At 70.6% G+C, this 23076-nt stretch carries 27 protein-coding genes; 10 read left to right on the forward strand and 17 right to left on the reverse strand.

The features are described 5' to 3' along the window. Window positions 1-2: 2 nt before the first annotated feature. From MICNX66_RS15975 to MICNX66_RS15985, 3 genes are read right to left on the reverse strand one after another with little or no spacing between them, the layout of a single operon-like run. Window positions 3-881 carry a carbohydrate ABC transporter permease gene (locus MICNX66_RS15975; protein ID WP_085605188.1) on the reverse strand — a complete coding sequence of 293 codons (879 nt, stop codon included), beginning with the start codon at window positions 879-881 and terminating at the stop codon, window positions 3-5. Further along, window positions 881-1795 (reverse strand): carbohydrate ABC transporter permease, encoded by a 915-nt coding sequence (locus MICNX66_RS15980; RefSeq protein WP_101848001.1) that lies wholly within the window; start codon window positions 1793-1795, stop codon window positions 881-883. Before MICNX66_RS15980 ends, MICNX66_RS15975 begins: the two co-directional genes overlap by 1 nt. After that, the gene (locus tag MICNX66_RS15985; protein ID WP_187662690.1) at window positions 1792-3117 is read right to left on the reverse strand and encodes an ABC transporter substrate-binding protein; all 1326 of its coding nucleotides are present in this window, start codon (window positions 3115-3117) and stop codon (window positions 1792-1794) included. Before MICNX66_RS15985 ends, MICNX66_RS15980 begins: the two co-directional genes overlap by 4 nt. A gap of 96 nt (window positions 3118-3213) precedes the next feature. Here MICNX66_RS15985 and MICNX66_RS15990 point away from each other — a divergent pair, with 96 nt between their 5' ends. After that, complete coding sequence (locus MICNX66_RS15990) at window positions 3214-4428, forward strand: ROK family protein (protein WP_187662691.1); 1215 nt, start codon at window positions 3214-3216, stop codon at window positions 4426-4428. 248 nt (window positions 4429-4676) lie between these two features. Here MICNX66_RS15990 and MICNX66_RS15995 read toward each other — a convergent pair whose 3' ends face one another. The 6 genes from MICNX66_RS15995 to MICNX66_RS16020 all read right to left on the reverse strand — a co-directional run bounded on the left by MICNX66_RS15995 (window position 4677) and on the right by MICNX66_RS16020 (window position 10805). Beyond that, window positions 4677-5348, reverse strand: a complete 672-nt coding sequence (locus MICNX66_RS15995) for an ArsR/SmtB family transcription factor (RefSeq protein WP_197971858.1) — start codon at window positions 5346-5348, stop codon at window positions 4677-4679. 17 nt (window positions 5349-5365) lie between these two features. After that, complete coding sequence (locus MICNX66_RS16000; protein ID WP_187662692.1) at window positions 5366-5989, reverse strand: flavin reductase family protein; 624 nt, start codon at window positions 5987-5989, stop codon at window positions 5366-5368. A 51-nt stretch (window positions 5990-6040) separates the two neighbouring features. Then, window positions 6041-7405, reverse strand: coding sequence for a dihydrolipoamide acetyltransferase family protein (locus MICNX66_RS16005; RefSeq protein WP_187662693.1), 1365 nt, complete (start codon window positions 7403-7405; stop codon window positions 6041-6043). A gap of 122 nt (window positions 7406-7527) precedes the next feature. Continuing rightward, window positions 7528-8493 carry an alpha-ketoacid dehydrogenase subunit beta gene (locus MICNX66_RS16010; RefSeq protein WP_187664256.1) on the reverse strand — a complete coding sequence of 322 codons (966 nt, stop codon included), beginning with the start codon at window positions 8491-8493 and terminating at the stop codon, window positions 7528-7530. An 11-nt stretch (window positions 8494-8504) separates the two neighbouring features. Then, entirely contained in the window at window positions 8505-9632 is a 1128-nt protein-coding gene (locus MICNX66_RS16015; RefSeq protein ID WP_232089125.1) for a thiamine pyrophosphate-dependent dehydrogenase E1 component subunit alpha, read from the reverse strand. 105 nt (window positions 9633-9737) lie between these two features. Then, window positions 9738-10805, reverse strand: coding sequence for a histidinol-phosphate transaminase (locus tag MICNX66_RS16020; protein WP_187662694.1), 1068 nt, complete (start codon window positions 10803-10805; stop codon window positions 9738-9740). A gap of 67 nt (window positions 10806-10872) precedes the next feature. Between MICNX66_RS16020 and MICNX66_RS16025 the strand changes: the two genes are divergently transcribed. From MICNX66_RS16025 to MICNX66_RS16035, 3 genes are read left to right on the forward strand one after another with little or no spacing between them, the layout of a single operon-like run. Further along, on the forward strand, window positions 10873-11079 hold the full coding sequence (locus MICNX66_RS16025) for a hypothetical protein (RefSeq protein WP_187662695.1): 207 nt from the start codon (window positions 10873-10875) through the stop codon (window positions 11077-11079). Continuing rightward, complete coding sequence (locus tag MICNX66_RS16030; protein ID WP_187662696.1) at window positions 11076-11456, forward strand: type II toxin-antitoxin system death-on-curing family toxin; 381 nt, start codon at window positions 11076-11078, stop codon at window positions 11454-11456. The genes MICNX66_RS16025 and MICNX66_RS16030 overlap by 4 nt, the downstream gene beginning before the upstream one ends. A 34-nt stretch (window positions 11457-11490) precedes the next feature. Next, window positions 11491-11895, forward strand: a complete 405-nt coding sequence (locus MICNX66_RS16035) for a phage holin family protein (protein WP_187662697.1) — start codon at window positions 11491-11493, stop codon at window positions 11893-11895. Between the two features lie 35 nt (window positions 11896-11930). Here MICNX66_RS16035 and MICNX66_RS16040 read toward each other — a convergent pair whose 3' ends face one another. Continuing rightward, window positions 11931-13226, reverse strand: coding sequence for a hypothetical protein (locus MICNX66_RS16040; RefSeq protein WP_187662698.1), 1296 nt, complete (start codon window positions 13224-13226; stop codon window positions 11931-11933). Further along, window positions 13223-13477 (reverse strand): hypothetical protein, encoded by a 255-nt coding sequence (locus MICNX66_RS16045; RefSeq protein WP_187662699.1) that lies wholly within the window; start codon window positions 13475-13477, stop codon window positions 13223-13225. Before MICNX66_RS16045 ends, MICNX66_RS16040 begins: the two co-directional genes overlap by 4 nt. A gap of 165 nt (window positions 13478-13642) precedes the next feature. Here MICNX66_RS16045 and MICNX66_RS16050 point away from each other — a divergent pair, with 165 nt between their 5' ends. Together MICNX66_RS16050 and purB are read left to right on the forward strand one after the other, a co-directional pair. Continuing rightward, a complete protein-coding gene (locus MICNX66_RS16050; RefSeq protein ID WP_187662700.1) occupies window positions 13643-14164 on the forward strand; it encodes a low molecular weight protein-tyrosine-phosphatase in 522 nt (173 codons plus the stop codon). Window positions 14165-14178: 14 nt separating this feature from the next. Then, window positions 14179-15561, forward strand: a complete 1383-nt coding sequence (purB, locus tag MICNX66_RS16055) for an adenylosuccinate lyase (protein ID WP_187664258.1) — start codon at window positions 14179-14181, stop codon at window positions 15559-15561. 10 nt (window positions 15562-15571) lie between these two features. On the opposite strand, the gene MICNX66_RS16060 is transcribed toward purB, so the two are convergent. The 3 genes from MICNX66_RS16060 to MICNX66_RS16070 are packed head-to-tail and all read right to left on the reverse strand — an operon-like array spanning window position 15572 to window position 18061. Then, complete coding sequence (locus tag MICNX66_RS16060; RefSeq protein ID WP_187662701.1) at window positions 15572-17005, reverse strand: MFS transporter; 1434 nt, start codon at window positions 17003-17005, stop codon at window positions 15572-15574. A gap of 49 nt (window positions 17006-17054) precedes the next feature. Next, the gene (locus MICNX66_RS16065; RefSeq protein WP_187662702.1) at window positions 17055-17414 is read right to left on the reverse strand and encodes a hypothetical protein; all 360 of its coding nucleotides are present in this window, start codon (window positions 17412-17414) and stop codon (window positions 17055-17057) included. Then, a complete protein-coding gene (locus MICNX66_RS16070; RefSeq protein WP_187662703.1) occupies window positions 17411-18061 on the reverse strand; it encodes an acyl-CoA synthetase in 651 nt (216 codons plus the stop codon). Before MICNX66_RS16070 ends, MICNX66_RS16065 begins: the two co-directional genes overlap by 4 nt. A 289-nt stretch (window positions 18062-18350) precedes the next feature. Between MICNX66_RS16070 and MICNX66_RS16075 the strand changes: the two genes are divergently transcribed. Further along, a complete protein-coding gene (locus MICNX66_RS16075) occupies window positions 18351-19277 on the forward strand; it encodes a hypothetical protein (protein ID WP_187662704.1) in 927 nt (308 codons plus the stop codon). On the opposite strand, the gene MICNX66_RS16080 is transcribed toward MICNX66_RS16075, so the two are convergent. Further along, window positions 19265-20104, reverse strand: a complete 840-nt coding sequence (locus MICNX66_RS16080; RefSeq protein WP_187662705.1) for a sulfurtransferase — start codon at window positions 20102-20104, stop codon at window positions 19265-19267. The genes MICNX66_RS16075 and MICNX66_RS16080 overlap by 13 nt on opposite strands. 115 nt (window positions 20105-20219) lie before the next feature. On the opposite strand from MICNX66_RS16080, the gene MICNX66_RS16085 reads away from it, so the two are divergent. The 3 genes from MICNX66_RS16085 to MICNX66_RS16095 all read left to right on the forward strand — a co-directional run bounded on the left by MICNX66_RS16085 (window position 20220) and on the right by MICNX66_RS16095 (window position 21771). Further along, entirely contained in the window at window positions 20220-20870 is a 651-nt protein-coding gene (locus MICNX66_RS16085; protein WP_187662706.1) for a GTP cyclohydrolase II, read from the forward strand. A gap of 17 nt (window positions 20871-20887) precedes the next feature. Beyond that, on the forward strand, window positions 20888-21358 hold the full coding sequence (locus MICNX66_RS16090) for a MarR family winged helix-turn-helix transcriptional regulator (protein WP_187662707.1): 471 nt from the start codon (window positions 20888-20890) through the stop codon (window positions 21356-21358). 62 nt (window positions 21359-21420) lie between these two features. After that, window positions 21421-21771, forward strand: coding sequence for a helix-turn-helix domain-containing protein (locus MICNX66_RS16095; protein WP_187662708.1), 351 nt, complete (start codon window positions 21421-21423; stop codon window positions 21769-21771). A 70-nt stretch (window positions 21772-21841) separates the two neighbouring features. On the opposite strand, the gene MICNX66_RS16100 is transcribed toward MICNX66_RS16095, so the two are convergent. Together MICNX66_RS16100 and MICNX66_RS16105 are read right to left on the reverse strand one after the other, a co-directional pair. After that, window positions 21842-22444 (reverse strand): ClpP family protease, encoded by a 603-nt coding sequence (locus MICNX66_RS16100; protein ID WP_187662709.1) that lies wholly within the window; start codon window positions 22442-22444, stop codon window positions 21842-21844. Then, window positions 22441-23055, reverse strand: coding sequence for a ClpP family protease (locus MICNX66_RS16105; protein ID WP_187662710.1), 615 nt, complete (start codon window positions 23053-23055; stop codon window positions 22441-22443). The genes MICNX66_RS16100 and MICNX66_RS16105 overlap by 4 nt, the downstream gene beginning before the upstream one ends. Window positions 23056-23076: the final 21 nt, after the last annotated feature.

Below are 23076 nucleotides of genomic sequence, written 5' to 3' on the forward strand. Positions count from 1 at the left end.
GGTCAGCCCTTGACGGCACCCTGCGTGACACCCTCCATCACCCAGCGCTGAGTGAAGAGATAGGCGACGATCGCGGGCGCCATGGCCATCAGGTACGAGGCGAAGGCGACGTTGTAGTTGTTGCTGAACTGGTTCTGGAAGAGGTTCTGCCGCACCGGGAGCGTCTGCAGCGCCGGGTCGGAGATGATCAGCGACGGCATCATGAAGTCGTTCCAGGCGTAGAGGAAGGCGAAGATGCCGACCGTGGCGCTCATCGGCGCGAGCAGCGGGAAGATGAGCCGCCAGAACGTCTGCCAGGTCGTGGCGCCGTCGATCCGCGCGCTCTCCTCCAGCTCGATCGGGATCGAGCGCAGGAAGGCCGTGAACAGCAGCACGCTGAAGCTGAGCTGGAACATCGTGGCGAGGATGATCACGCCGAACGGGTTGTCGAGGCCGACGCGTCCGGTGAGCTGGATCTGCGGAAGTGCCACGACGGGGAACGGGATGAACATCGCCGCCAGCAGGTAGAAGAAGGAGTACCGGAACAGCCGGCGGTCCCAGTTGCGCACGATCGCGTACGACGCGAAGGCCGCGAGGACGATCGTCGCGATGACCGTCCCTGCCGTGACGAGCAGCGAGATCGCGGCGCCGACCGGGAACTTCGTCAGCGTCCACGCTTGCACGAAGCCGTCGATGCTGAACGGCGCCGGCAGCGAGAACGCGTTGCCGTCGACCGCCTGCCCGGTGGTCTTGAACGCCATCGAGATCGTCACGTACAGCGGGATGAGGATCGTCGCCGTGCACAGGATCAGGATGATGGTGCCCGACCAGTTGACGCGCTCCATCTTCTGCCGCTTCCGGCGTCCGTCCGCGGGGATGGTGGTGAGGGTCTCCGTCGACATCAGAACGTGTTCCTTCCGCGGGTCAGCGAGAGCTGGAGGACGGAGATGAGCACGGCCACGATGAAGAAGATCGTGGCGTTGGCCATCTGGTAGGCGTAGTCGCCGCCGTTGAAGCCCGCGATGATCGTCATCGCGACGCTGCGGGTGGCGGTGCCCGGGCCGCCGTTGGTGAGGCCGACGATGATGTCGTAGGCGTTGAGGAAGCCCTTGAAGCCGAGGATCACGTTGATGACGACGTATCCGGCGACGAGGGGGATCGTGATGCGGGTCAGCTGCTGCGTGCGGCTGGCGCCGTCGATGCTCGCCGCCTCGTACACCTCGCCCGGCACCGACAGGAGTCCGGCGATGTAGATGAGGAGCGTGCCGGGGACCGCCTGCCAGGCGGTGACGATCACGATCGCGACCCAGGCGAGGTCGGGGTTGGCGAGCAGGCTCGTCTCCAGCCACGGGATGCCGGTGGCCGCGCCCGCCGCGGGGATCGAGTTCGAGAACAGGAAGTTGAAGACGTAGGCGATGATGATGCCCGAGATCACCATCGGGATCACGAAGATCGTCCGCAGCCCCGTCTTGAACCGGATGCGGGAGGTGAGGCCGACCGCCAGCAGGAACGCGATGACGTTGACGACGATCACTGTCGCGATCGAGAACCCGAAGGTGAAGAGATAGCTCTGCAGGATCGCCGGGTCGCTGAACAGCGCGATGTAGTTCGTCAGCCCGTTGAAGCTCCACTCGCCGATGCCGATCGAGTCGGTGAAGCTGAAGAAGATGCCGATGACGCCGGGAACGGTGATCGCGAGCGTGAAGATCACCAGGGTCGGCAGCAGGAACAGGTAGTAGATCGGCTCGACGCGGCGCGTGTGGCGGCGGATCTTCCGCTGCTCGCCGGTGACGATGGCGGTCGTGCTGGTGCTCATGGCGCGGACTCCTCTGTCTCGCCCGATGCGGAATCCTCGGAACTCGGGATCGGGGCGCGGAAGGCGATGCGGGCCCAGTCCGCGTCCATGGTGCGGAGGATGGAGGAGGGGTCGGCGCCGAGCACCATGGCCTGCGCGTAGTTGTTCATCGGCAGGGTCTTCGGGACGAGGACCGAGGGGCCCTGGTAGATCCGCCCCTCGTCGTAGTACTCGATCATGCCCTCGATACGCGGGTCGTCCGGCGGTGCCGCGTCCGTCGTCGGGGTGAACCCGAGCTGCGAGGCGTTGTACTCCTCGATGTTCTCCGGGAGGTAGAGGTACTCCAGGAAGTCGCGCGCGGCCTCCTGGTGCTGCGACTCCTCGGGGATCATGACCGCGAGGTCCATGTTCACCCGGACGGCGAGGTCGGCCGGATCGTCGGTCATGGGCAGCGGGAAGGTGCCGAGGTCGAGGTCGGGGTCGGTCTTGGCGATCTCGCTGAACGCCCACGGCCCCTGGAGGTACATCGCGGCCTCGCCCTTCGCGAAGGCGAGGTTGCCGTCTCCGTACGCCCGGCTCGCCGCATCCTCGTTCGTGTACTCGTTCGCGAGCACCATCATCCTGTCCATCGGCTCCGCGAAGTCCTTCTCGAAGGAGACCTCCGAGTCCGGGCCCACCTCTGTGCCCTCGGCGGCGAGCGCGTCGAAGAAAGCCAGCACGTCCAGCGAGCCACCGGCCGCGTAGTCGTACCAGCCCTGCGCGACGGTCCAGTCGTCCTTGAACGTGGCGTAGAACGGGTCGATCCCGGCCTCGCGGAGGCTGTCGCTGACGGCGAGGAGCTCGTCCCAGGTCTGCGGCACCTCGAGGCCCTGCTCCGCGAAGATCTGCGTGTTGTAGATGACCGAGGCGGCCATGACCGAGTACGGCAGGGCGCTGGTGCGCCCCTCGCAGGAGCCGTACTGGTCCATCAAAGGCTGCAGGTCCTCACGGATGCCGGCGGCGGCCTCCGTGTCGGAGAGATCGGTGAGCGCGCACCGCTGCACGAACCGGGCGACCTCGTAGTTGTAGTTGGCGAGCATGATGTCGGGCGGGTTCCCGCGGACGAAGCTCGCCGAGACGACGTCGACGCCGGACGTGTCGATCTCCACCCGGACGTCGTCCTGCGACGCGTTGTACTCCGCGACGAGCTCCGTCATGAACGGGATGGCCTCGCGCTTGCTGAACGTGAAGCGGATCGTCTCCGCTCCCCCGCCGGCGGCACAGCTCGTGAGCGCCGCGCCGGTCAGCACGAGGCCGAGCGCTCCGGCGGTCCAGCGCACCGCCCGTGATCGTGTGGCAGACACCGTCGTCCTTTCGTAGATCCGCGGAATAAATCTAGTGAGCGAATTTAGTCCGTCTAGAGGTACTGTCTCATCTGGGCGACAGAAAGGTCAAGGGGAGTGACAGAGGTCTCGACGGGACTCGGCACCGGCCGCGCGAGCGTGAGCGCGGTGCTCGACTTCGCCTGGACGGCCGGCGAGTTCACCGCCACCGAGGCCATGGCCGGCACCTCGCTCACGCGCTCGACCACCATCGACGCGATCGATACCCTCGTCACCGCGGAGGTGCTGCGCGAGCTGCCCAACGCCCGCGCCATCGGCGATTACCGCTCCGGGCGCCCCGCGCGCCGCTTCGCCCTCGCGGCAGACCTCGGCGTGGTGATGGGCATCGACGCCGGCGACACCCATCTCGCCGTCACCGTCGCGGATCTGCTCGATCGCACGCTCGTGCACCATCGCGTGGAGGTCGACCCCGCGCAGAGCGTCGAGGACCGCCGGGCGACGATCCTGCAGCACCTCACCGCCGCGCGCGACGAGGCCGGGGTGCCCGCGGAGCGCGTGCTCGCGGTGTGCGCCGGCGTCGCCGCCCCCGTCAACCGCGACGGCATCTCGCCCCCGCACCCCGACGGCTTCTGGGAGCGCACGAACCCCGGGCTCGCGGAGGCCCTGCGCGACTGGGCCCCGGTGGTCGAGGTGAAGAACGACGCCCAGCTCGCCGCGATCGCCGAGGGGACGCTCGGGGTGGCCGTCGACTGCCGCGACTACGTGGCCCTGCTCGCGAGTGAGCGCTTCGGCGGCGGCGTCGTCGTCGACGGGCACGTGCTGCATGGCGCCCACGGCGGCGTCGGCGAGGGCGTGGTGTTCGATCACATCATCGGTGTCGGCTCGGCGGTGGGCCTCCGTCACGCCGTGGAGGAACAGGCTCGGAGCGCCGTCGAAGACGGGGGCGCTGCCGCAGACGGAATCCTCGGACGGCTCGTGGCGGACGGGCCGGTCGATCCGCGGCTGGTGCTGACCCTCGCCGCCTCCGGAGACGCCGACGCCCTCCGCGTCGCCGAGCGCGTGGGGGCCACCCTCGCCCGTGTCGTCGGGGTGCTCGGCAGCATGTACGACCCCGCGCGCGTGATCATCTGCGGGGCCGTGGCGGAGAGCATCGAGCCTGTGCTGGCCGCCGCCCGCCGGATCCTCCCGGACGAGCTGCACCTGCCCGCACCCGAGATCCTCGCCTCCACACTCGGCGCGGAGGTCGTGTCGGCCGGCGCGATCGCGACCGCCCGGAGGGCGGCCAGGGAGCGTGCCGTCCCCCGCCTCGCGGAACAGCGTCTCACCGCCTGACCCCCCTCTTGCGTCAGCCGCCCCCTCCCCTCGCGACCCGCCCTCCCTCGCGAGAACAGGTAAGCGCGCGAGTTCAGGCTCTCCCGCCCCTGGCAGCCTGTTCCCGCGCGAACGCCTGTCCCGCCAGCCTGTCGCGAGAACAGGCCCCCGCGCGAACTCAGGCGAACGCGGGAGTTCAGGCTCTCCCTCACTCCAGAGCCTGTTCCCGCGCGAACGCCTGTGTCGTGGGACGCGGATGCCGATCGCGGTCAGGACAGTGTCGGCGGAATACCGAAGAGAGCGTGGAAGGCGGCCGTGCCGGCGGGAGAGACCGTCACGGCACGCGAGGTCTGCTGAGGGTGGATCCAGCCTCGGTCGCGCGCGGTGCGGAGGAGGACGGCGCCGAGGTGACCCGAGAGATGCGAGCGCCGTTCCGTCCAGTCGAGGCAGCTCCGCACAAGCGGACGACGAGACGACGGCACCAACGCGTCCGGCCCCGCGATGCTCTCGAACAGGTCGCGCCCCGTCGCGGTCACCGTCAGGTCCGGCGTGAGGTGCCCCCGCTCGACGAGGGCGTCGAAGAGGGCGACCCCCAGGCGACCGGCGAGGTGGTCGTAGCAGGTGCGGGCCAGGGCCATGCCGTCTCGCGCCGTCGCCGAACGGAGACTCGAGACCGGAGCCGCCTTCCCGGCGTACGCCGTCGCGGCCTCGATGATGTGCGCGGCGCCGGGGGAAGCGAGGGTGACGTAGGAGTGCCGCCCCTGTCGGCGGAGTGCGACGAGCCGGACGTCGAGGAGCGTCGTCAGATGCTCCGACGCCGTCGACCTCGACACCCCGGCGGCACGCGCGAGCTCGCCGGCCGTCCATGCCCGGCCGTCGAGGAGCGCCAGACACATCTGCACCCGCGTCGGGCTGCTGAGCGCGTGTCCCAGCTGGGACACGGACGAGGGATCGACGATCACGCCACGACGGGGTCGTCGAGGAGCGGCGCGCGGAAGTTGGAGCCGACCCGAGGCCCCTGGGCGAAGTAATGGCGGAAGGCGTAGGACAGAGGGTCCCACTTGTCCGTGTCGATGCGGTCGGGTCCGTACGCCTTCAAGATGTCCTCGTGCACGTGGACCTGCAGGACCTCGGCTTCGACCGCCAGCGCGTCGCCGCCGTCGATCGGGATGATCTGCGCCACGCGCGCTTCGATCTGCACCGGGCATTCCGCGATCCGGAACGGGATCACCGCGTCCGACGGCACAGGGGTGAAGCCCCCGAGACTCCATTTGTCCGGCTCATGCCGGTATGCGGGAACCTTCTCGGCGGGAACCGGCGAGCGACCGGTGGTCGGCGCGATCGCCTCCACGGCGTGCACGAGGTCGGCGGAGGGGAGGTTGATGACGAGGTCCCTGACCCGTCCGATGTTCGCGGCCGCCTGCCCCTCGGCACCGAGCCCGAGCATGTACCGCGTCCCCAGCGCCCATGCGGACGAGATCGGGCTGATGTTCGACGACCCGTCGGGGTTGACGGTGGTGATCAGCGCGACAGGAGTCCCGAAGTACAACACCGGCAGGTCGACGCTCCGCGTGGTTCTCATCCGTCCATTCTCGCCACCCGATCGTTCGGGCCGCGCCGAACCGTGGCCTGCTCAGTCCACCAGGAGCGCGGGCTCCTCGAGGATGGAGGCGACGTCGGCGATGAAGCGGCTCATGCCGTCGCCGTCGATCACGCGGTGGTCGAACGAGCCGGCGACCGTGGTCACCCAGCGCGGGCGCACCTCGCCGTCGACGACCCAGGGCTTCTGGCTGATCGTGCCCATGGCGACGATGCCGGCCTCGCCCGGGTTGATGATCGGAGTGCCCGCGTCCATCCCGAACACGCCGATGTTCGTGATGGTGATCGTGCCGTTCTGCTGATCGGCCGGCGGGGTCTTGCCCTCGCGCGCTGTCAGCGTGAGCCGGTTCAGGGCGCGGGCGAGATCCTTCATGCTGAGGTCCTGGGCGTCCTTGATGTTCGGCACGAGCAGACCCCGGGGCGTGGCGGCGGCGATGCCGAGGTTCACGTAGTGGCGCACGGCGATCTCGGCCCCGGCCTCGGTGTCGATCCAGGCCGCGTTGACCATCGGCGTCCGGCGCACCGCCCAGATCACCGCGCGAGCCATGATGAGCAGCGGCGAGACCTTGATGTCGGCGTAGTCCGGCGAGGCCTTGAGGCGCTTGACGAGTTCCATCGTGCGGGTGGCGTCGATCTCCTTCCACACCGTCACGTGCGGGGCGGAGTACGCGCTCTGCACCATCGCCGACGACGTCGCCTTGCGCACGCCCTTGACGGGGATGGACTCGGTGCGGTCGTCGCCGGCCGGCGACGGGCGCACGGGCGCGAGGCCGCGCGCCAGGCCGGACGGGGCCTGCGGCGCGGGCACCGTCTCCTCGCGCACGCTCCCCCACTCCGGGGTCTCGATGTTGCGGAACACGCTGGCCTGGGACGCGTGCTTCATCACGTCGTCGCGGGTGACCTCGCCGTCGGCACCCGTGGGCGTCACGCTCGTGAGGTCGACGCCGAGGTCGCGGGCGAGCTTGCGGATCGGCGGCTTCGCGATCACGCCGACCGACGACCGCACGGGGCGCTCGGCCGGGCGCTTGCGCCGCGAGGTCGCGCCGCTTCCGGAGCCGTAGCCGACGAGCACCGACCCGCCGCCCTCCTCGGGCGCGGGCGCCTCCGCCGTCGCGACGGTGCCGGGCGCCACCGAACCGTTCCCCGAGCCCGCCGCAGGGTCGGTCACGAAGGTGATGATCGGGGTGCCGACCTCGACCGTCGCCCCCTCGTCGACGAGCAGCTCGCCGACCACGCCCGCGTGCGGGGAGGGCAGCTCGACCAGGGACTTCGCGGTCTCGATCTCGCAGATGACGTCGTTGATGGCGACCCGGTCACCCGGCGCCACCTTCCACGCGACGATCTCGGCCTCGGTCAGCCCTTCGCCGACGTCCGGAAGGGGGAAGTTCTGCGTGCTCATGCGGAGTCCTTTCGTGGGCCGCGTTCATAACTCAGGAGACTCGAACCGGTGCGCGCCCCTGCGCCCGCGCTGGACGGGTAAAGGGGGCGGTTGTCCTGAGTTGTGAACATGGAACGTCGGTGTCAGTAGGCCAGGGAGCGGTCGACGGCTTCGAGGATGCGATCGGCGTCCGGCAGGTACGCGCCCTCGAGCTTCGCGGGCGGGAACGGGGTGTCGTAGCCGGAGACGCGCAGCACCGGAGCCTCGAGGGCGTAGAACGCGCGCTCCATGACGGTCGCGGCGATCTCGCTGCCGAGGCTCGTGAATCCCGGGGCCTCCTGCGCGTAGACCATGCGCCCCGTCTTGCGTACCGACCCGAGGATCGGCTCGTAGTCCACCGGAGACAGCGAGCGCACGTCGACGACCTCGCAGCTCGTGCCCTCGGACTCGGCGAGGGCGGCGGCCTGCAGCAGCGTCGTGACCATGGCGCCGTGTCCGACGAGGGTCACGTCCGTCCCGGTCCGCACCACCCGCGAGGAGTGCAGCGGGACGGCGGGAGCGTCGAGCTCGACCTCGCCCTTCGGCCAGTACCGGCTCTTCGGCTCCAGGAAGATCACCGGGTCGTCCGACGCGATGGCCTCCTGGATCATCCAGTAGGCATCGTTCGCGGTGGACGGCGACACCACGCGCAGGCCGGGGGTGTGCGTGAAGTACGCCTCCGGGCTCTCCTGGTGGTGCTCGACCGCCCCGATGTGCCCGCCGTACGGGATGCGGATCACGACGGGCAGCCGCAGCGACCCCTCGTGCCGGTTGGTGAGCTTGGCGAGCTGGGTGGTGATCTGGTCGAACGCGGGGAAGACGAAGCCGTCGAACTGGATCTCGACGACGGGACGGAACCCGGCCATCGCGAGGCCGATCGCGGTGCCGACCAGGGCCGACTCCGCGAGCGGGGTGTCCAGCACGCGCTGCTCCCCGAAGTCGCGCTGCAGGTGCTCGGTGATGCGGAACACGCCGCCGAGCTTGCCGATGTCCTCGCCCATGAGGAGGACTTTCGGGTCGTCCTCCATCGCCTTGCGCATACCGGCGTTCAGCGCCTTGCCGAGCGGCATGGTCTCCCGGGTCACTGGCCCTCTCCTTCGAACGACGCCTCGTAGCGGGCGCGCCAGGCTTTCTGCTCCTCGATCAGCGGATGCGGCTCGCTGTACACGTGGTCGAACATGAGGTCGGCGCGGGGCGGGCCGAGCTGCACGGTGCGGGCGCGGAGGTCTTCCGCGGCGTCGGCGGCCTCGGCGTCGACCTCGGCGAAGAAGCCCTCCTCGGCGCCGCGGTTCTCCAGGAACGCGCGCATCCGGACGATCGGGTCGCGCCCGGCCCACGCGAGCTCCTCGTCGTCGCCGCGGTACTTCGTGGGGTCGTCGCTGGTCGTGTGCGCGCCGAGCCGGTAGGTCACGGCCTCGATGGCGCGAGGGCCGCCGCCGCCGCGCGCCTCGTCGAGGGCCACGCGGGACACCGCGTAGCTGGCGAGGACGTCGTTGCCGTCCACGCGGACGCTGGGGATGCCGTACCCGGCGCTGCGCTGCACGAGCGGCACCCGGGACTGCGTGGTGACGGGGACCGAGATGGCCCAGTGGTTGTTCTGCAGGAAGAACAGCGTCGGGGCCTGGTAGCTGGCCGCGAACACCATCGCCTCGTGCACGTCGCCCTGGCTGGAGGCCCCGTCGCCGTAGTACACGACGACCGCCTCGTCGCGCTCGGGGTCGCCGGTGCCGGTGCGCCCGTCGAACGTGAGACCCATGGCATAGCCGGCGGCGTGCAGCACCTGGGAGCCGAGCACGAGCGTGTAGAGGCGGGTGTTGCCGTTCTTCGGATCGGTCGGGTCCCAGCCACCGTGGGAGACGCCGCGCATGAGCTTGATGATGTCGACCGGGTCCACGCCGCGGATCCGGGTGACGGCGTGCTCGCGGTACGAGGGGAAGATCGTGTCCTGCGCGCGGGCGGCCCGACCGGAGCCGACCTGCGCCGCCTCCTGTCCGCGGCTCGGCGGCCACAGGGCGAGCTGGCCCTGGCGCTGCAGGTTGGTGGCCTGGGTGTCGATCGCGCGGATGCCCACCATGTCGCGGTAGAACTGCGCGAGCTCGTCGTCGGGGATGGCCTCGATGAGCGGCAGGTACTGCTCCGCGGCCGGCGTCGGGGCGACCTTTCCGGTCTCGTCCAGGACGCGCACGAGGGGGGTCTCAGAGGTGCTCACGGCCCCCACGCTACCCGCGTCGGCATGCCGGGTCACGCATACCTAGGACGCCCTCGCATCTCCCCGGAACCCCGAGATTCCGCGGTCCGCCGGGCGGCGTCGCGCTCAGCGGAGGGTTGCGGCGACCTCCAGCACACGGGTGACGGCCGCCTCCTCGCCGACGGAGATCCGGATGCCGTCGCCGGAGAAAGGGCGCACGATCAGGTCGGCGTCGACGAACGCCGCCGCGACCTCGTCCGTACGCGCGCCGGTCGGCAGCCAGACGAAGTTGCCCTGGGCGTCCGGCACCTCCCAGCCCTGCGCGCGGAGCCCCTCGACGAGACGGGCGCGGCGTTCGACGATCACGGCGACGCGCTCGAGGAGCTCGGCTTCGGCGTCGAGGCTCGCGATGGCGGCGTTCTCGGCCGCGGATGTCACCGACAGCGGGATGCCGGTCGTGCGCGCCGCGTCGAGCACCTTCTCGTGGCCGATCGCATAGCCGACCCGGAGCCCGGCCAGACCGTAGGCCTTGGAGAACGTGCGGAGGACGACCACGTTCGGGTGCGCCTCGAAGACGCGCTCGGCCAGGCCGTCGACGGCGTCGGGGGCGGTGACGAACTCCGCGTAGGCCTCGTCGAGGATGATGAGCACGTCAGAGGGCACGCGATCCACGAACGCAGCGAACTCGGCGGAGGTGATGATCGGGCCGGTCGGGTTGTTCGGCGTGCAGACGATGATCGCGCGCGTGCGGTCGGTCACGGCGTCGGCCATCGCGTCGAGGTCGTGGCGGGAGTCGGCGGTCAGCGGCACCTGCACCCCGGTCGCCCCGGCGACGAGCGGCAGGCTCGGGTACGCCTCGAACGACCGCCAGGCGTAGACGACCTCGTCGCCGACCGACGCGGTGGCGAGCACGAGCTGATGCAGGATCGCGACGCTGCCGGAGGCGACGTGGACCTGCTCGGGCTCGACCCCGTAGCGGGCTCCGAGCCGCGCACGCAGGCGGCCGGCCGTGGCGTCGGGATAGCGGTTGATCGGCGTCGTGTGCTGCAGCGCCTCGACGACCGAGGGCAGCGGATCGAACGGATTCTCGTTGCTGGAGAGCTTGAAGGCCTCGGGACCGGCCTGCTTGCCCTGGCGGTACGGCGCGAGGGAGGCGATGGCGGGACGGATGCGGGGCAGGGTCGGCTCGGTCACGCGTCGAGTCTAGGACGTGTGTCCCGCCACCCTTTCGAGGCCGAGGGTGCAGTGATACCATTCTGGTATGGCTATGACGGTGCGACTCCCTGCGGAACTCGATGCACGGCTGGGCGAGGTCGCCGCCCAGCGACACACGTCCAAGCATGCGCTGCTCATCGAGGCGGCCGATCGCTTCGTCGCGGACAGCCATCGGTCGGCCCTCGTCGACGCCGCCGTCGACTTCGTGTTCGACAACGACAAGGTCCTCCTCGAGCGACTCGAAGACGCGTGACCGAGTATCTGACTCTGGAGGACGGCCTCCGCATCGTCGGCCGCCTGGGGTTCCACGTCCGGGACGCCGGTCTCCTGGCGTCGGCTCTCGCGCGCCCTGCCGCGTCGCTGTTCGGGGAGGACGCCTACGGCACGCTGGACCGGAAGGCGGCCGCCCTCCTCGAGTCTCTGGCCCGCAACCATCCCCTGTTCGACGGAAACAAGCGCACGGCGTGGACGAGTTTCGTGGCGTTCCTCTGGATCAACGGATGGAAGCACCGCTTCACGACGGACGATGCCTTCGATCTGGTCATCGGCGTCGCATCAGGCAGCATCGACCTCGACGAGTCGGAGCGGCGCATCCGCGAGAACCGGATCCCGGTGGACGACCGCGGCTGACACCGCGAGCCCCGCGTGGGAGACTGAACACATCATGCGCTTCATCATCCGGGTCGTCGTCAACGCGTTCGCCATCTGGGTCGTCACGCTCATCCCCGTGCTCCAGGTCACGGTGCGCGCCTTCCCGCCGGGCGAGACGCTGCAGCTCGTCCTGACGCTCCTCGCGGTGGGAGCCCTTTTCGCGCTGGTGAACACCATCATCGGCACGGTCGTGAAGATCGTCGCCTTCCCGCTGTACATCATCACGTTCGGCCTCATCGGCTTCCTCATCAACGGCTTCCTGCTCTGGCTGACCGCCTGGATCACCAGCAGCTTCGGATGGGGCCTGACGGTCGAGTCGTTCTGGTGGGGTGTTCTCGCCGCCCTGATCATCTCGATCATCAACGGCATCTTCGGCTTCATCCTGCGCCCGCAGAACAAGCGCTCCCGCCGCGACTGACCCGTCCACCGACGTCTGCCGACGCCGCGTGCGGCTCACGGATCGGGGAGCACACGCTCCGCGCGGTACTCGGTGCGGTCGACGGTGACGGCGCGGTCCAGGTCCGCCCAGTAGGCGTCGAGAGCCTCCGCCCGCGGGTCGGCGGAGGCATCCACCATCGCCGCCGTCTCCATGTAGTTCTCCAGGGAGTGCGTCTCGAGCGCGAGGTCCTGGCGACCGGCGTCGGGGTCGCCCACCCGGCTCGCGGTGAAGCTGTCGGCCGAGCCTGTGCCCTCCCTCGCCCCTCCCGCGGCGAGCGCGGACACCACGTCGTCGGTGTGCCGAAGCTGCACCAGGGTGTGATCGGCGGAGAGCGTCGGCTCCACGGGGCTTCCGGCGGTGATCTGAGTCGTGACCGCGAACGGGCTCTCCATCGCCAGGTGCGCCGCGATCAACCCACCCTGCGAGTGCGCGACCACATCCACCCGATCCCCGGGTCTCGCACCGGCCGCGGCCAGGGCGTCGAGGGTCGCCTGATACGACGCGGACCGGCCCCCGGTGTAGAGCTCGATGTTCGACTTCATGTCCCACGGTTCCGTCCCGCCGGCCGTGCGGAGCGACATCGAGCGGCTGCCGGCGAGGTAGGCGACGTATCGCGGCGCCTCACCGGGCATCGTGTACTTCTCGATCGCCACCTGCGCCCCGGAGGCGGAGGGCAGTCGGCGGAGCGCACTCGCCAGTCCGCTCGGTGCGCCGGTCGGCCGCGAGCGGGAGGCCACGGAGACGCGTACCGGATCGGCCGTCGCGCCGAGTGCCATTCCCGGTCGGACGCGCCCGAGTCCCGACGTCACCCCTACGAACGCACCGCCCAGGAAGACCGGTGGGAGCAGACCGGCGGCGTCGTACTGGTCGTCGAGGCCGCGGAACCTCCGGGCATCCGCGGTCCGCTCCAGAGTGTCCGCGAGCGTTCCCACACTCCCGTCCGAGGCGAGGAGCCGCGCCAGGCGCGCCTCCACCGCGGCGGCGGCGGCCGCGTCGGTGTGCGCCAGCGCCTCCGCCCGCGCGCGCAGCTCGACGACCTCGTACGCCTCGGCCATCAGGACGAGATCGGCGGCCGTCTTCTCGACGCGGGCCGTCAGCCCGTCCAGCGACGTCGCCACGGACCGCAGCGACCAGGCCGCGGGGGCCAGCTCCGTCCACGCCGCCGTGGCGAGCAGCGCCTCGGCGCGCGCCACGGCATCGGCCACCTCCGCCAACACCGGGACGACGCCCCGCACCCGTACCGCGAGGTCGCGAAGCTGCGCGGTGTCCACGGCGATCGCGCCGCCGTGGTCGATGCTGAGCCCGCTCATGCCGCTTCCGCCTCCCTGCGGCACTGCTGCATCATGGCGCGCACCGGCGCCGCGTCCTCGGACAGCCGCCAGAGCGCCATCCGCAGCGCCTCGACCCCCTCGGATTCCCAGGAGCACGCATCACGCAGGGCCGTCAGCACGGACGCCGCCTCGTCGAGTCGCTCCCCGGCCGCATCCAGCTCGGACAGCACTGCGGCGCGCAGCGCGGGGTCGACACCGGGAGAGAGGGCGGTGAGAGGGAAGGACGACATGGATCCACCCTTTCCCCGCCCTTCGTTCCCCGGCTCCGGATGCGCCTCACACGGGCACGGACCGTGGACAGTCGTCGCCCACACACCACGGTGCAGGAGAGTCGAAGGCGGGTCGCGATCCGGGCGGCGCTGTGCAGGAACCGCATCGACCGGCAGAATGGATCCGTGACAGCCCGAGATCCCTTCCGCGTGATCTTCGTCTGCACCGGCAACATCTGCCGCTCCCCCATGGCGGAGGCCGTGTTCCGGGACCTCGCGGAACGGCAGGGTCTCGGTTCCCGGATCGTCTCCCGCAGCGCGGGCACCGGGGACTGGCATCTCGGGGAGCGCGCCGATCACCGCACCATCGATGCGCTCGCCCGTCGCGGCTACGACGGCTCGCTGCACCGCGCCCGCCAGTTCACCGCCGCGTCCTTCGCCGAGAACGACCTCGTGGTGGCCCTGGACCGCACGCACGAGCGCATCCTCCGCGAATGGGCCAGAGACGAGGACGAGGACGGCAAGGTGACCCTCCTCCTCGCCTTCGATCCCGACGCCTCGACCCACGATGTCCCCGACCCCTACTACGCGGGCCCGGAGATGTTCGATTCGGTGCTCGGTATGATCGAGACGGCGACTCGCGGCTTGTTCCGCCAGCTCGAACCCGCCCTGCGCCTGCCCCGCACGCCCCGAACCTTCGGGGCCTGATCAGGAGGATTCCCCTGACTTTCCAGCCTTCGCTCCCGCCGCAGCCCCTCAGCCCCCTCGACGGCCGCTATCGCGGCGCCGTCACCGGGCTCGCCGACTTCCTCTCCGAGGCCGGACTCAACCGCGCCAGGGTCGAGGTGGAGGTGGAATGGCTGATCGCCCTCACCGACCGCTCGCTGTTCGAGACGAGCCCCCTGTCGGGCGACGACAAGGAGCGCCTGCGCGCGCTCTACCGCGACTTCGGGCAGGCCGAGATCGACTGGCTCGCCGAGAAGGAGGCCGTCACGCAGCACGACGTGAAGGCCATCGAGTACCTCGTGCGCGACCGGCTCGCCACGCTCGGCCTCGACCACATCGCCGAGCTGACGCACTTCGCGGCGACGAGCGAGGACATCAACTCCGCGTCCTACGCGCTCACCGTCAAGCGCGCCGTCGAGGAGGTCTGGCTCCCGGCTCTCGACACCGTGATCGCGAAGCTGCGGGAGCTCGCCGTCGAGCACGCCGACGCCGCCATGCTCTCCCGCACGCACGGGCAGCCCGCCACGCCCTCGACCATGGGCAAGGAACTCGCGGTCTTCGCCTGGCGCCTCGAGCGCGTGCGCAGCCAGATCGCCGGCTCCGAGTACCTCGCGAAGTTCTCCGGAGCGACCGGCACCTGGTCCGCTCACCTCGCGGCCGACCCGGACGCCGACTGGCCGACCATCGCCCGCGAGTACATCGAAGGGCTCGGTCTCGGGTTCAACCCGCTGACGACGCAGATCGAGTCGCACGACTGGCAGGTGGAGCTGTACGACCGCGTGCGTCACGCCGGCGGTATCCTGCACAACCTGGCGACGGACATCTGGACCTACATCTCGCTCGGCTACTTCGCGCAGATCCCGGTCGCCGGGGCCACCGGCTCGTCGACGATGCCGCACAAGATCAACCCGATCCGCTTCGAGAACGCCGAGGCCAACCTGGAGATCTCGGGCGCTCTGCTCGCCTCGCTCGGCCAGACCCTCGTCACGAGCCGCCTGCAGCGCGACCTCACCGACTCCACCACGCAGCGCAACATCGGCGTCGCATTCGGGCACTCGCTGCTCGCGCTCGACAACCTGCGCCGCGGCCTGAACGCGATCTCGCTGTCGCGCGACGTGCTGCTCGCCGACCTCGACGTGAACTGGGAGGTGCTGGCCGAGGCGATCCAGACGGTGATCCGTGCCGAGGTCGTCGCCGGCCGGTCGAACATCCAGGACCCGTATGCGCTCCTCAAGGAGCTCACGCGCGGACACCGGGTGGGCGCCGACGACCTCGCCGAGTTCGTGCAGGGCCTGGAGATCGGCGACGCGGCCAAGCAACGGCTGCTCGCACTGACCCCCGCGACCTACACCGGTATCGCGGAGCGCCTCGCCCGCTGAGCCCGGGGAGCTAGGAGCCGGACTCCCCGGAGTGCTCCTCGACGCTGTCCTTCGGCATGAACGCGGCGGCGATCAGGGTGAGCACAGCGGTCACGGCGACCGCGACGAACACCCACACCGACGCGTGGATGATCGTGTCGGGGTCGTCGGGTCCCGCGCCCTGCGCGATGATGGCGTTGGAGATCGCCCCGAACACCGCCACCCCCACGGCACTTCCCGCGGACCGTGCGAAGGCATTCATCCCGGTCACCGCTCCGCGCTCGCCCCAGCCGACCGAAGCCTGAGCGGCGATGAGGGTCGGCGCGGCACTCCACCCGAGCCCGAAGCCGAGGAGGAACGCGATGCCGGCGACGACGAACGGGTTCGGCCAGGAGGCGACGGCGGCGAGCGCGATGGCGGCGACCGTGGTGATGCTCATGCCGATCAGGGTGGTGCGGCGGAAGCCGATGCGCAGGTACAGCCGCCCGGCGTTCGCGGCGGCGAGCGGCCAGCCGAGGGTCAGAGCAGCCACCGCGAGACCTGACAGCAGCGGAGCGATGCCGATGGACCCCTCGAGGTAGGCGGGGGCGAAGCTCGTCACCCCGAGCATCAACGCCCCGATGCCGAGCGACACGATGGTCGTCGTGAGGATGAGCCGACGTGTGACGAGGCGCAGATCGACGATCGGCTCCGCGACACGGCGCTCGACGAACCCGAAGGCCACCAACGCGACCACCCCGATACCGAAGCAGAGGGCGCTCGGCACCGACAGCCAGGCCCACGCGTTCCCGCCCTCCAGCATGCCGAGGATGAGCGCGGTCAACCCGATCGTGAGCAGCACCGCTCCGCCGTAGTCGATGCTGTGCTTCTGCGTCTGCTTCTGCTCCCGGTAGGTGCGCAGCAGCATCCACCCGGCGATCAGACACAGCGGGACGTTGATCCAGAAGATCCATCGCCAGGCGTCGAGCTGCGCGAAGATCCCGCCGAGCGCCGGGCCCACGACCGAGGAGATGGCCCAGACGCTCGCGACGTATCCCTGGACCTTGGCGCGTTCGGCGACCGTGTAGATGTCGCCGACGATGGTCATCGACATCGGCGCGACGGCACCGGCGCCGATGCCCTGGATGATGCGGAACACGATCAGCGCCGGCATGCTCCAGGCGAACCCGCAGAGGATCGATCCGAGCAGGAACAGGGCGATGCCGAGCAGGATGATCGGCTTGCGGCCCACCGTGTCCGCGAAGCGGGAGTAGATGGGCACGCTGACGGCCTGCGCCAGGAGGTACACGGAGAACAGCCACGGGAACTGCTGATAGCTGCCGAGGTCGCGCACGATGCTCGGGACAGCGGTCGCGAGGATGGTCGCGTCGATCGCGATGAGGCCGGTGGCGAGCATGAGCGCGCCGAGGATGGGTCCGCGCTCCGACCGGAGTCCGATGGAGGCGCGGTCGACGGAGGCAGTCACTCCAGGGACAAGCGGAAGGACCTCACCGATATTCCGCCCGTATGACGGATCAGGTCGAGGCGGGGCGTCCCGGCTCGTCGGTGGTGCCGTCACCCTTGCCGTCGTCCTCCGCGTCGTAGAGCACGGGACGGTCGATGGTCTTGGTGACGTCGGCGGGGTCGATCGCGAGCATCAGCATCGCGAGGATCAAGAGCGTCGCGATGAAGGCGCCGCCACCCACGACGAGGCTCAACGCCACGGGGGTGAGACCCTCGTAGGTGCCGTTCGCGATGGCCGTGTTCACGCGGAGGGTGAACGCGCCGGTGGAGACGAGAGTGACCACCATGGCGAACACGCCGCAGCCCAGGGCGATGCCGAGCAGGTGGAGGGGACGCAGGATGTCCCGTCGGGTGGGCTTGTCGTCGCTCATCGCTCTCCTCCGTGCTCCACAGGAGCCGCATCGTTCTCGGGGGCGGGAGCGACGTCATCGGCGTCCGCACGCTTCGGGGTGAGGCCGGCGATGCCGAGGAAGACGGCGACGATGGCCGCATACCCTCCGAACATCCCCACGCCGAGGATGATGCCGGACAGCTGGAACGTGCCCGCCTTCTCGATCGTGTACTCCTGGACGAAGCCCGAGGGGATCAGCAGCAGGACGACGGCGAGGAGCAGGCCGAGAGCCCCGACGGTGATCGCGTCGGTGGCGAGCGCTCCCCCGGCGCGGCGGGCCCGGATGCCGGCGAGCAGCTCGAGGCCACCGTTGAGCACGCCCCAGGTGATGAGGACGATGAAGAACATGTCGTCCGTGCGCCACACGGGCACACCGCTCGCCATACCCGCGATGACGCTGACGACCGCGAGGAGGATCGCCGCCCAGCGCGACCCCGCGGGGAGGACGAGCCAGGCCGCGAGGATGTGCACGAGGGCGGTGACCAGAGCGAAGCCGCTGAAGACGGCGAGACCGACCGCGGCGGAGTGATCCGAGGAGAAGGTGATCATCAGGGCGGCGACGGCCGCGAACAACGCGCGCAGCAATTGCACGTGGCGCATGGTGAACGCGCGAGCAGGGGCAGACATAACGGCCAGATCCTCCGGGGTTTCCCCCCAGTCTACGCGGGGCCGCGAGCCGCACGCGCCCGGGGATGCTCGTGAAGCCCGGCGGATCTCCCCAGATCGATTGCCGGGCTTCACGACATACGCAGCAAGGGGGGCATCACTGCGTCGGGCCGCTGTCGCCGGGTCGGGCACCCTCCCCGCGACATCGCAGCCCCGTGACCCACATGCCCACCTGGTCCCCTGAGGTGCGCGCGTGCGGTCTTATGCTCACTGTAGAGGTGTGTTCTTCACATACCGGGCGGGGGCTGTGATGGGTTTTGGGGACGGCGAGAGGAGAGCGGCGACGCCGGACGCGTTCGCCGCGGCGCTGCGCGATGCGATCAATGCGAGACCGGTGACGCTGTCGTGGTTGCAGCGGCAGCTCCACGACCGGGGCAACCGCGTCTCGATGGCCACGCTGAGCTACTGGCGCTCGGGGGCCCGTCGCCCGGAAGGACCGCAGTCCCTCGCCGCCCTCGCCGACATCGAGGACCTGCTGTGCCTCGAATCCGGGGCGTTGAGCCGTCTCCTCCGTCCGCACCGCACAGGACCCCTGGGACCGCAGGGGTTCCCGCTGGAGCAGGTCGACATGGAACGGGCCGTCCGCGAGGTCTACGCCGCCCTCGGCGCCACGTACCCGGACCCGTCGCGGGAGCTCACCGTCCATTCCGTCACGGACGTCGACGCCGACGGCGAGGTGTCCTCCTGCCTCACCCGCAGCATCGTGCAGTCGACGAGCGGCGTGATCACCGCCATCCCCGTCCTCGACCTCACCCCCGGCGTGCCCGGGCCTCCGCCGCGGCTCACGGCCGTGGCCGGCGGACGGGTCACCGCGCGCTACTCCCACCCGAACGGCGAGGCGCACGGTGCGCTGATCGAACTCGACGTCCCGCTCGAAGCCCCGGACACCGCGGTCGTCGAGTGGTCGGTGCAGTACGAGCCGGGCCACCCGTCGGATCGGGAGACCGGTCACGCCCTGTCCCGCCAGGCCCGGGAAGTCCTGGTGTGGACGCGCTTCCACCCGGATGCCGTCCCGGACTGGTGCGACGAACTCGTCGAGACCGCCGGAGGCACCGTCGTCACCGCGCTCCCCCGACCTCGGGGCACGTCGGTGCATCAGGTCCGTCGGGCATTCGGCCCCGGCGCCCTCGGTCTGCGCTGGGGGTACGGTCCTCGCGGGGGCGATCAGCCGGGCTGATCCCCCGTCGCGACCGGCCGCCCCGGGGTGTTCGACCACTGGCTCCAGGAGCCGGGGAAGACCTTCGCCGGGATGCCGACCTCGTGGAGCACCAGAGCCGTGTGCGCCGCCGTGACTCCCGACCCGCAGTAGGCCGCCACCGGCGTCTCCGGGGTGACCCCGACCTCGGCGAGCGTCGCCAGCACCGTGTCACGGTCGCGGATGCGCCCGTTGTCGTCGAGGTGCCGCGTGGTGGGGAGGTTCCGGGCGCCGGGGATGTGCCCGGCGATCGGGTCGAGCGGCTCGGTCTCTCCGCGGTAGCGCTCCGGGGCGCGGACGTCGAGCAGCACCCCGGTCTCCGGGAACGCCTCCGCCTCATCGATCGAGAGGGCGTCCTGGCCCGGATCCGCGAGGACGACATCGCCGGTCTCCGGCACGACGTCGTCGGTCGCCAGGTCGTATCCGGCCGCGGTCCACGCGCGCAGCCCGCCGTCGAGCACCCGGACGTCGACCCCTGCCTGCCGCAGCAGCCACCACGCCCGGGCCGCCGCGAGTCCCTTGGTGTCGTCGTAGGCGACGACCGTGTCTCCCTGCCGCACACCCCATCGCCGGGCCGCCGCCTGCAGGGTCTCCGTCGAGGGGAGCGGATGGCGGCCCTCGGTCGGTGCCCCGGGTGTGGAGAGCTCCTGATCCAACGACGCGAACACCGCGCCGGGGATGTGGCCGGAGCGATAGTCGCCCGGGCCCGCCTCTGGGCGGTCGAGGCGCCAGCGCACGTCGATGACCCGGATCGGGGCGCCGTTCTCGAGGAGGTCGTGGAGCTCGGTGGCGGTGACGAAGTGACTCATGGTGCGAGGCTACCGAGTGCGCGGCGCTCCCCGTCTGCCTCCGTCACGGACGGACACGGTCATCGCCTCCCGACGGTTGCGGGAATAGCCGCGCGTCTCCGGCGTTTCCCCTCACATGATTGAAACTTCAACGGTCGCTGCGGAGCGCACCCGCGTGCGGGTGCCCCTGCGCTTCGCGGACGGCTTCGGCACGACGGCCGACGTCGTGACCTTCGACGGACTCGTGGACGGCCGCGAGCACCTGCTGCTCGGCCTGGGCGACTGGCAGGCCGCCCTCGATCGCGCCGCCGACGGCGGGGTCGCGCCCCTCGTCCGCCCGCACAGCGAGTGCCTCACCGGTGACGTGTTCGGGTCGGAGCGCTGCGACTGCGGACCGCAGCTGCGGGAGGCCGTGGAGCGGATCGCCGCGGAGGGCGGCTTCCTCCTCTACCTGCGGCAGGAGGGCCGCGGCATCGGGCTCTACGCCAAGCTCGACGCCTACGCGCTGCAGGACGCCGGGCTCGACACCTACGAGGCGAACGTGGCCCTCGGCCGCGGCGAGGACGAGCGGGACTACACCGTGGCGGCCCAGATGCTGCGAGCGCTGGGCGTGGACCGCATCCGCCTGCTCAGCAACAACCCCGACAAGGCCGCGCAGCTCGACGGGCTCGGAATCCAGGTCACCGAGCGCGTCCGCACCGAGGTGCACCTCTCCGCAGCCAACTCGCGCTACCTCCAGGCGAAGCGCGACCACACGGCCCACACGATCGACCTGACCGCGGCGTGACCTCCGAGGAGCACGACATGAACGAGGCGCGGCACCCGCGGCGGCTCGACGACGGCGAGCTCGCGACCTGGCTGCCGATCATCCGGTTCGTCCAACTGCTGCCGCAGGTCCTCGACCGGGCGCTGAAGGACGAGGTCGGGCTCAACCACGCCCGCTACGCGATCCTCGTCACCCTCGCCGGCCAGGGTGAGGATGCCGTCACCATGACCGAGCTCGCGCGCATCGCCGGACTCAGCCGGTCGCGCCTGAGCCACGCCCTGGACTCGCTGGAGGAGCGCGGGTGGGTGGAACGGACCTCGTGCAGCACGGACAAGCGCACCCTCTCCGCGACGCTGACCCCGGCCGGACGGGACATGCTCCGCGCGGCCGCACCGGTCCACGTGGCCCAGATCCGCGAGCTCATCCTCGACCCGCTGTCCGCGGAGGATCGGCAGCGGCTGCAGGACATCCTGGGGGCGCTGCTGCCGGGAGTCACGGCCGCGCTCTGAGCCGCGTTCTGCTCTGAGCAGAACGTCTCGATCGCCCCGCGGGCGGCGGCTTATCGTGAGGCATGGCCGACATCGTCCCGTTCCCCCGCGCCCCGCATCCCGTCCGTCCGCCGTCCAACGGACCCGAACCGCTGTGGCGCGAGATGCTCGGCGATCAGCTGCGACGGCGACGCCATGACCGCGGGGAGACACTCAGCGAGACCGCGGAGAAGGCCGGGGTCTCGCCGCAGTACCTCTCCGAGGTCGAGCGCGGCCGGAAGGAGCCGTCCAGCGAGATGATCGCCGCGATCGCCGGCGCGCTGGACTCCTCCCTCGTGGAGCTCACGAGCGCGGTCGCCGAGGAGCTTCGTCAGGCCACCCCTGCCGCGGCGGCGGTCTCGACCTCCCGCGGCGCCTTCGCTCTGGCCGCCTGACCCCTTTCACCTGCACGACCGGAGTCCGGGTGCACGACGGATCTCGGGAATCCGTCGTACACCCGTCACCTCATCGTGCATCCGGATCACGGGGACCGAGCACGGTGTCGATGAGGCCGTACTCGAGAGCCGCGGCGGCGGTGAAGACCCGGTCCCGGTCGGTGTCGACGCGGAGCTCCGCGAGCGCGCGACCGCTGTGCCGGGCCAGGATCGACTCCATGTCGGCCCGCACCCGCACGACCTCGTCGGCCGCGAGGATGAGGTCCGGGATGGCTCCGCGTGACTGCCCGGCCGGCTGATGCAGCACGATGCGCGCGTGGGCGAGGGCCGCTCGCTCCCCCGGCGCCCCCGCCGCGACGAGCAGCGCCGCCGGACCGATGGCCTGCCCGACGCAGGTCGTCGCGATCCGCGGGCGGATGTGCTGCATGGTGTCGTAGATCGCCAGCGCGGCACCGGGATCCCCACCCTCGCTGTTGATGTAGAACTGCACGGCGGTCTCCGGGCTGTCCGCGTCGAGGTGCAGGAGCTGCGCGATGAGGGCGTTCGCGACTCCCGCATCGATGCCGGTTCCGAGGTAGATGACGCGCTCGGCGAGCAGATGCGAGTAGACGTCCATCACCCGCTCACCCCGCGGGTGCTGCGCGATGACGTGGGGGATCGTGTAGCTGCTCATACGTCCGCCCCCAGTCCGACCCGCGCACGACGGCGGGGCATGATCTCCGCCGCGGACCGCACGATCTCGTCGATGAACCCGTAGCCCTGCGCCTCGGCCGCGGTGTACCAGCGATCGTGGAGGGAGTCCTCGAAGATCCGCGCGAGGGGCTGACCGGTGTCGTCGGCGATGAGGCCGAGGACGGTGTCGCGCATGTGCCGGAGGTCGTCGGCCTGCGCCTCGATCTCCACCGCCGATCCGCCGATCCCCGCCGAGCCCTGGTGCATGAGGATCCGGGCGTGCGGGAGAGCGCGCCGCTTGCCCTTCGTCCCCGCGGAGAGCAGGAACTGTCCCGCGCTGCAGGCGAGGCCGAGGGCGAGGGTGGAAACGTCGTTGGGGATGAGGTGCATGAGGTCGCGGATCGCCAGCATCGACGGCACAGAGCCGCCTGGCGAGTGGATCCAGAGGGCGATGTCGGTCGTCGGGTCCTCCGCGGCGAGGCCGAGGAGCTGGGTCATCAGAAGGGTGCCGTTGTCGTCGTCGAGGGCGCCGTCGAGGACGAGCACCCGTTCGTGGAACAGGGCGCGCCGGGCCTCGGGGCCGAACTGCGGGAGAGGGGTGTCTTCGCTCATGTCCCCAGCATCCGGCTCCGC

Source organism: Microbacterium sp. Nx66 (genome assembly GCF_904066215.1).
Lineage (GTDB): Bacteria > Actinomycetota > Actinomycetes > Actinomycetales > Microbacteriaceae > Microbacterium > Microbacterium meiriae.

Excerpts from the sequence above, each read along its gene's own strand:
- MICNX66_RS15975 (WP_085605188.1), bottom strand. The coding sequence starts at position 881 with ATGTCGACGGAGACCCTCACCACCATCCCCGCGGACGGACGCCGGAAG.
- MICNX66_RS15980 (WP_101848001.1), bottom strand. The coding sequence starts at position 1,795 with ATGAGCACCAGCACGACCGCCATCGTCACCGGCGAGCAGCGGAAGATC.
- MICNX66_RS16000 (WP_187662692.1), bottom strand. The coding sequence starts at position 5,989 with ATGAGAACCACGCGGAGCGTCGACCTGCCGGTGTTGTACTTCGGGACT.
- MICNX66_RS16005 (WP_187662693.1), bottom strand. The coding sequence starts at position 7,405 with ATGAGCACGCAGAACTTCCCCCTTCCGGACGTCGGCGAAGGGCTGACC.
- MICNX66_RS16010 (WP_187664256.1), bottom strand. The coding sequence starts at position 8,493 with ATGCCGCTCGGCAAGGCGCTGAACGCCGGTATGCGCAAGGCGATGGAG.
- MICNX66_RS16025 (WP_187662695.1), top strand. The coding sequence starts at position 10,873 with ATGGCTATGACGGTGCGACTCCCTGCGGAACTCGATGCACGGCTGGGC.
- MICNX66_RS16035 (WP_187662697.1), top strand. The coding sequence starts at position 11,491 with ATGCGCTTCATCATCCGGGTCGTCGTCAACGCGTTCGCCATCTGGGTC.
- MICNX66_RS16040 (WP_187662698.1), bottom strand. The coding sequence starts at position 13,226 with ATGAGCGGGCTCAGCATCGACCACGGCGGCGCGATCGCCGTGGACACC.
- MICNX66_RS16045 (WP_187662699.1), bottom strand. The coding sequence starts at position 13,477 with ATGTCGTCCTTCCCTCTCACCGCCCTCTCTCCCGGTGTCGACCCCGCG.
- MICNX66_RS16065 (WP_187662702.1), bottom strand. The coding sequence starts at position 17,414 with ATGAGCGACGACAAGCCCACCCGACGGGACATCCTGCGTCCCCTCCAC.
- MICNX66_RS16070 (WP_187662703.1), bottom strand. The coding sequence starts at position 18,061 with ATGTCTGCCCCTGCTCGCGCGTTCACCATGCGCCACGTGCAATTGCTG.
- MICNX66_RS16075 (WP_187662704.1), top strand. The coding sequence starts at position 18,351 with ATGGGTTTTGGGGACGGCGAGAGGAGAGCGGCGACGCCGGACGCGTTC.
- MICNX66_RS16080 (WP_187662705.1), bottom strand. The coding sequence starts at position 20,104 with ATGAGTCACTTCGTCACCGCCACCGAGCTCCACGACCTCCTCGAGAAC.
- MICNX66_RS16085 (WP_187662706.1), top strand. The coding sequence starts at position 20,220 with ATGATTGAAACTTCAACGGTCGCTGCGGAGCGCACCCGCGTGCGGGTG.
- MICNX66_RS16090 (WP_187662707.1), top strand. The coding sequence starts at position 20,888 with ATGAACGAGGCGCGGCACCCGCGGCGGCTCGACGACGGCGAGCTCGCG.
- MICNX66_RS16095 (WP_187662708.1), top strand. The coding sequence starts at position 21,421 with ATGGCCGACATCGTCCCGTTCCCCCGCGCCCCGCATCCCGTCCGTCCG.
- MICNX66_RS16100 (WP_187662709.1), bottom strand. The coding sequence starts at position 22,444 with ATGAGCAGCTACACGATCCCCCACGTCATCGCGCAGCACCCGCGGGGT.
- MICNX66_RS16105 (WP_187662710.1), bottom strand. The coding sequence starts at position 23,055 with ATGAGCGAAGACACCCCTCTCCCGCAGTTCGGCCCCGAGGCCCGGCGC.